Raw genomic sequence first — 6,160 nt, forward strand, 5'->3', positions numbered from 1 at the left:
GTGTCTGATCACAGGGCGTGATCCGATGCCGGCTCGGTATCCGTTGAGGAACCGGTGTCGCGAGCAGCGTCATGCCGTCGCGCGGTCATACTCAGGGGTACTTCGGGTCTCAGGCACGCCAGTGCACCTTGAAGACCCACGCGTGCTGCCCCGCCTTGCGTGCGGCTTCCGGGACGTCGATCACCAGCGCCCCGTTGCTGAGGGTCCAGGTCAGGGGCCGGCCGTGGCCGAGCATCGTCACCTTGTCGCCGCTGCGAATCGGGATCGGTGCTTCGACGGTGAGTTTGGCGCCCGGCTTGGCCAGGGAGTGGATGTAGAAGGCCTCGTCCGGGCGGATGGTGAACCGCAGGTCCTCGCCCAGTTCGGCCATCCGGGACCAGTAGGTGGTGTCGTAGATCGCCTCTCCGTTGGTGCGCAGCCAGCGGCCTGTCTCACGCAGCCGGGTCTGCATGATCTCGGGGATGGTGCCGTCGGCACGCGGGCCGATGTCGAGGAGGAAGTTGCCGTTCTTGGAGACGATGTCGACGAGGCTTTTCACGACCGCTTCGGTCGTCATGTAGGCGTCGTCCGGGGTCGCCTGGTTGTAGCCGTAGCTGAAGGGGTCCAGGCCGCGGCTGGACTCCCACTTGGCGACGACCGTGTTGTCGTACGTCGTGTACTCGGGGGTCGTGAAGTCGTGGAAGCCGATGCCCGAACGGTCGTTGACGGTGACCTCGATGGGCCGGGCACGGTTCTTCGCGTGGTTGAAGTACTCGGCCAGGACATGGAGGCTGTCGTTGGCGCCGCCGATGTCGCACCAGATGAGCTCCGGGTCGTAGCCCTGGATCAGTTCCAGCATCTGCGGGGCCTGGTAGTCCTTCACGAAGTCCTTGCCCGCGGTGTAACCCGTGTACGGCACCGGCTCCAGGGTGTACGGATTGCGCGGGGCGTGACCCATCCACGGGTTGTCCGGGTTGAACCACTCGGGCATGGAGAAGTAGAGCCCGCGGTGGAGTTCGGGGGTGTACCGGCGGGACGCCGCGAAGAGTTCCTTGACGAGGTCCCGCTTCGGGCCCATCTTCACGGAGTTGCGGTCGGAGACCTTCGTGTCCCACAGCGCGAAACCCTCATGGTGCTTCGAGGTCAGCACGTGGTACTCCGCGCCCGCGTCCCGGAACAGTTCGACCCAGGCACGCGGATCGAACTTCTCCGCCGTGAACATCGGGATGAAGTCGTCGTAGGCGAAGTTCTCGCCGTACTTCTCGCGGTGGTACCCGTAGACGGCGTTCTGGGGATCCTGCATGTGGTTCCAGTACCACTCGGCGTACTGCTTCCCGACCGGCGACCAGGCTGGCACCGAGTAGACGCCCCAGTGGATGAAGATGCCGAACTTGGCGCCCTGGAACCAGTACGGCGCCTGGTGGCCGGAGAGAGAGGATGCAGTGGGCTGGTAGTCGGCTACGCCGAGGGTCAACCGGCTTTTCTGCGCGGTGACTTGGGTTCCGCGTCCGGTGACGGTCACCGAGCCGTCGCGGACCGTGCCGGGGGCGACGCCCGCACGGTTGCGGATGCCCACGCGGATGCGGGCCTGCTCACCGGGGTCCAGGCGGCGGACACGGGCGGCCTCGACGGTGCGGGCTCCCGGAACCTCGACGCCCACCGACACGCCGTCCGCGGCCAGGACGGAGACCGTCCCCGCGTTGACGACGGTGGCTTCGATGCTCTGGGCGCCGGACGACTCCAGCAGCGAGTTCGTGGACCGGGCCGCGCGCAGGGCCAGCGCGCGTCCCTGAGCGGCAGGTTGCAGGGACAGCGCGAACACGTGGAGCGACGCCTTGTTCGGCTGCGCCGGGTTGGTCACCGGGAGCGTGATCGCTACGGCGTCGCGCTGTGGGTCGAGCCACAGTTCGGACGTGCCGATGCCCACGCGGTGTTCGTCCCTGGTGCCGTCCGGTCCGTAGCGGTACGGCACCGACAGAGATCCACCCGTGGAGTACCAGTCGGATCCGCCGAGGGTGGCGGTCGTGGTCGAACCGTCCGCGTAGTGAACCGTCGCTTTGCCGGAGGCGTTGCCGTAGCTGCCCGCGGTGAGGAAGACGGCCGAGAGGTAGCGGCCTTTGGGCAGTTCTACGCGCTGGCCGAGTGCGACGACATTGTTCTTCGCGCCTGCGTCCGAGGTCGGGAAGACGAAGGGCATGCCGTCGACTTCGACACCGCCCGTGGGAAGTTCCTCGCCCGGGAACGTGTAGCCCGAGCCGTCGAAGTCGCCGCCCCGTGCGGAGGCGGTGTCGACGCCGTCGTTGTCGTAGAGGGAGTCGAGTGGAACAGGGACGGGGTCGGGGACGGGAGCCCACGGCCCGGCGTGCTCGGCGAGTGGTTCGGCGGCGTGTGCGGCGGTGGCTGAGGCGAGGGGAAGGGTCACCGCGGCGGCGACTCCGGCCGCGGCGCCCAGGACCTGACGTCTCGGATACATACCCATGAGCGGCTCCAATTCATCGGATGTCTGATGATTGATTAGACTCACCATGCTGTCAACGGCGCCGACAGAGAGGAAGGTTGAGAGCATAGGTAGGATGACAAGGTGGATGGCCAGGACACATGTGCCGTTCGACCCGTTTCTGGCAGATCGCATTCGCACCACAGCCAGGCCCTGGAAGGACAGCGGGCCGGTTCAGATCACCGGGATGCGCAACCTTCCGTCGCCGCGGCGGGAGTTATTGAAGGCAGTTCCTCGGCGGCACGGCCGGGCTGCCGCCGGCCACCTTGACCCGCGGTCGTCGCATGCCTGACTCACGTCGCCGCGGCTCGTCACGGCGTCCTTCCGGTGCGCGTCGGCGGCCGCGGCGGGGATCGGCGGCGTGCGTGCCTCCAGGCTGACGGCCAGGTCGTCGAGGGGGCAACAAGTTCCACGAGCCGGGTGGGCGGACACTGATCGAGCGGCAGTACGTGGGTGAACCCGCCGGCAGGCCGGTCGAGAGGTATGGCCGGCAGCTGTGCTGCGAGCCGGGTGCGAGCAGCGTCAAACTGCTCGACCGGGCGGCAGGCCCACCGGCCGCCTCCTGCTCTCCCGCCTCACGGATCCGACGCCGGCACCGCACCCGCGAGATGCGGCGCCGGGCCGGCGCCAGACACGGCGTAGGCGACAGCATCGATGGGCGTCCCGCCCCTGGGGCAGCTCGGCCGGCCAACGCTCGACGTTGAAGTCCGCCCGGACAGGTGCCCGGCCAGACCGCCGACCCGGAACTGAGCCGGCGCTGGGCTGCTCCGGGTGGCGAGCGGCTGGCCTGCTGCGTCGCCATCCGCCGCCCGAGATCGCCACGACGACACCGGCCGGCTTTGCGCCTGGTCCGCCAACAGGCCCTTGAGCCGGGACGGTCGAGGATGGCTGGGGCAGTGACAGCCGCTGCGGCGCCGGTGCCGACCACGACGGCCACCTGCTCGACCGGCGCCTTTGTCTTGGCGGCTGCGTGGTTTCGGACAGTCCCCCTGTGGCCTGCTCTCGCCGCGACGATGGACACCGCGTGGCCCCAGCCGAGGACATGTTCGACGGCGCCGCCCCTACGGCGGCCCTGTCCACCCCTGCGTCATGGCCGCGCCGCCTGGGGCGCCGCACTCTCGGCGCCCGAGCGCAAGGCTCGCTCCGGCGGGGCGCCTCCCGCTTCGTCCGCCGTCCGAGGAGACCGGCGCGCGACTGCGGCCGATCTTGCGCGGCCCGAGCGACAGCAAATACTTGGCTGGCCACATGTTTGCTGCTAACGTGGTTATGTGTCCAGCCACCTAAATGGGTGGGTGACGCGAGAGGAGTCGTCATGAAAGCCATCCTGTTCGACCGTTTCGGCGGCCCGGAAGTACTGCACGAGGCGGACATCGAGGCCCCGCAGCCCGGCCCCGGGCAGGTCCGCGTCCGCGTCAAGGCGGCCGGGCTGAACGCGCTGGACGGCAAGATCCGCTCCGGGGCACTGGAGGCCAGGTTCCCCACGCCGCTGCCCGCCGTCCCCGGTGGCGAGCTCGCCGGTGTGGTGGACGCCCTGGGCGAGGGCGTGCAGGACGTGCAGGTCGGCGACGAGGTGCTGGGCTGGTCGGACACCGGCTCGTACGCCCAGTACGCGCTGGCCACCACCGTGGCCCTCAAGCCCGCAGGCCTCGACTGGCAGCACGCGGTCGCGCTGCCGGTGGCGGGCGCGACGGCCGAGGGGGTCCTTGACCTGCTCGGCGTCGCCGCCGGGGAGACCGTGCTGATGCACGGCGCGGCCGGAGCGGTCGGCACCCTGGCGGTCCAGCTCGCCACGGCCCGCGGAGCGCGGGTCATCGGCACCGCCGGCGCCGCCAACCAGGACTACCTCACCTCGCTCGGCGCCACCGCGACCCTCTACGGCGAGGGCCTGGCCGAGCGGGTCCGGGCACTGGCCCCCGACGGCGTGGACGCGGTGTTCGACCTGGCCGGGAAGGGAGCCCTGGAGGACTCCATCACCCTGCGCGGCGGCACCGAGCGCATCGTCACCATCGCCGACCTCGGCGCGCACCAGTTCGGCGTCACCTTCTTCAGTCTCCAAGAACGTTCGGCCGCCCACCTGGCCGCGCTGGCCCAGAACGCCGCGACCGGCAAGCTCCTCACCACCGTCACCGCCTACCCGCTCGCCCAGGCCGCCACAGCCCAGCAGGCCAGCGACGCCGGGCACGGCCGAGGCAAGCTCGTCCTCACCGTCGACTGATCACGCCCGCCTTTCCCACTCCTTCCGCCACGCCCTCCCGCTTTCCCGGTCACCACTTGGTCATCACAGCACCGAAGGCCCTCTCATGCCGAACCTCCTGCGGACGTCGGCCATCGCCGGTGACATCTCCGGCCCACACCGCCTCCACGTCCTCCACGCGGGCGACCACGCTCTGCTGGGCACCCTGCGCGCGTGTGGCCGACCACCCTGATCCTCAACCCGGCCGGCACCGACCTGCCCACCGGCGCCAAGGACTTCGACGACGGCACGGCCGGCCCTGTCTCTGTCGGCACGCTCGCGCTCATCCACCCGGACCTGGTCGAGCGGCTACGCTCTGACGGGCCGCTGACCACCCCCGATCCCGCGACCTTCTACGGCGGCGGAGCGGTCGGCTACACCGACTACCCCACCTACACCGTCTGAGGAACCGAACTATGCCCGCCCCGACACCCCACATCCCCACTACGGCCAGCGAGGGACCGATGAGCTACGCGATCTTCCAGCTCGCCCGCGCTCACCGCGCCCGCGCCGGCGCCATGCTCCGCGAGATGGACCTGCATCCCGGACAGGAACTGCTGCTGATGCAACTCCTCGACCGGGACGGCCAGACCCAGTCCGAACTGCTCGAAAGCGTCGGCCTGGACCACTCCACCGTCTCCAAGTCCCTACGCCGCATGCAGGACGCCGGCCTGCTCGTCCGCGAGCCGGCCGCACACGACCGGCGCGTCATGGTCGTCCATCTCACCGACAAGGGCCGTGCCATGCGCGAGCCCATCGCAAACATGTGGCGGGCCCTGGAGGAGACCTCCGCACAGAACCTCTCGGCGCAGCAGGCAGATGCCTTCGTCCGCACCGCCTACGCCATCGCCGACGCGATCAGCAGCGGCGCTCTTCCGGAAGAAGAGTCCCGGTAACTCCCCCGTTTGCACCCCATGTTGGCGTGCCCCACGCGACAACTGGGCGGGTATGCGGACATGGGGTGCAATCGTTGGGATGTGGCGGAGTCACTGCTCACCTCCGCACGTCAGGTCGAACGGGTGGTTGCGGGGCCACAGCCATTCAAGCACCAGCTGTCCCGGTGTAGCAGGCGGAGCTCATCCGGGGAAGGGCAACACGCCCGCGGGGACGGCGGGCCCTTTCCCGTCGCCAACTGGCTGCACATCAAGGATGGCCGCATCACCCGCGTCCAGGTCACCTTCGACCTCGGCAAGCTCCTGAAGCTCGGCGGTGACCCGCGCAAACGGATCCGCGCACCAGAGGCCCGCCCCTTGAGCGACCGGGCCGACGGCACCCACGTCCGCAGCCGCCCTGCCTCGCCCACCCAATCCCCAATCCTCCATCCCTCATCCCTCATCCCCCATCCCCACCACTGTGCTGATGGAAAGTGAGACCCCCATGACCACCACCCTCCCCGTCCTCGTCGTCGGCGCGACCGGCTCCCTCGGCGGCAAGGTCGTCGACGAACTGCT

The 6,160-nt window shown here is 69.5% G+C and carries 4 protein-coding genes; 3 read left to right on the plus strand and 1 reads right to left on the minus strand.

The window, feature by feature from the left end:
• Positions 1–109: 109 nt before the first annotated feature.
• Positions 110–2,458: an alpha-L-fucosidase gene (locus ACFWWR_RS38440; RefSeq protein ID WP_384308279.1), complete on the minus strand. Its 2,349-nt coding sequence runs from the start codon at positions 2,456–2,458 to the stop codon at positions 110–112.
• 1,330 nt (positions 2,459–3,788) lie between these two features.
• Between ACFWWR_RS38440 and ACFWWR_RS38445 the strand changes: the two genes are divergently transcribed.
• The 3 genes from ACFWWR_RS38445 (at position 3,789) to ACFWWR_RS38455 (ending at position 5,605) form a co-directional block, all read left to right on the plus strand.
• Entirely contained in the window at positions 3,789–4,691 is a 903-nt protein-coding gene (locus tag ACFWWR_RS38445; protein ID WP_383868454.1) for an NADP-dependent oxidoreductase, read from the plus strand.
• 192 nt (positions 4,692–4,883) lie between these two features.
• On the plus strand, positions 4,884–5,114 hold the full coding sequence (locus tag ACFWWR_RS38450) for a hypothetical protein (RefSeq protein WP_383868452.1): 231 nt from the start codon (positions 4,884–4,886) through the stop codon (positions 5,112–5,114).
• Positions 5,115–5,125: 11 nt separating this feature from the next.
• Entirely contained in the window at positions 5,126–5,605 is a 480-nt protein-coding gene (locus ACFWWR_RS38455; RefSeq protein WP_383868450.1) for a MarR family winged helix-turn-helix transcriptional regulator, read from the plus strand.
• Positions 5,606–6,160: the final 555 nt, after the last annotated feature.

This window comes from Streptomyces sp. NPDC058678 (assembly GCF_042714835.1).
Classification (GTDB): domain Bacteria; phylum Actinomycetota; class Actinomycetes; order Streptomycetales; family Streptomycetaceae; genus Streptomyces.

Bases quoted from the DNA above. Each gene is read 5' to 3' on its own strand.
- ACFWWR_RS38440 (WP_384308279.1), bottom strand. From the start codon at position 2,458: ATGGGTATGTATCCGAGACGTCAGGTCCTGGGCGCCGCGGCCGGAGTC.
- ACFWWR_RS38455 (WP_383868450.1), top strand. From the start codon at position 5,126: ATGCCCGCCCCGACACCCCACATCCCCACTACGGCCAGCGAGGGACCG.
- ACFWWR_RS38445 (WP_383868454.1), top strand. From the start codon at position 3,789: ATGAAAGCCATCCTGTTCGACCGTTTCGGCGGCCCGGAAGTACTGCAC.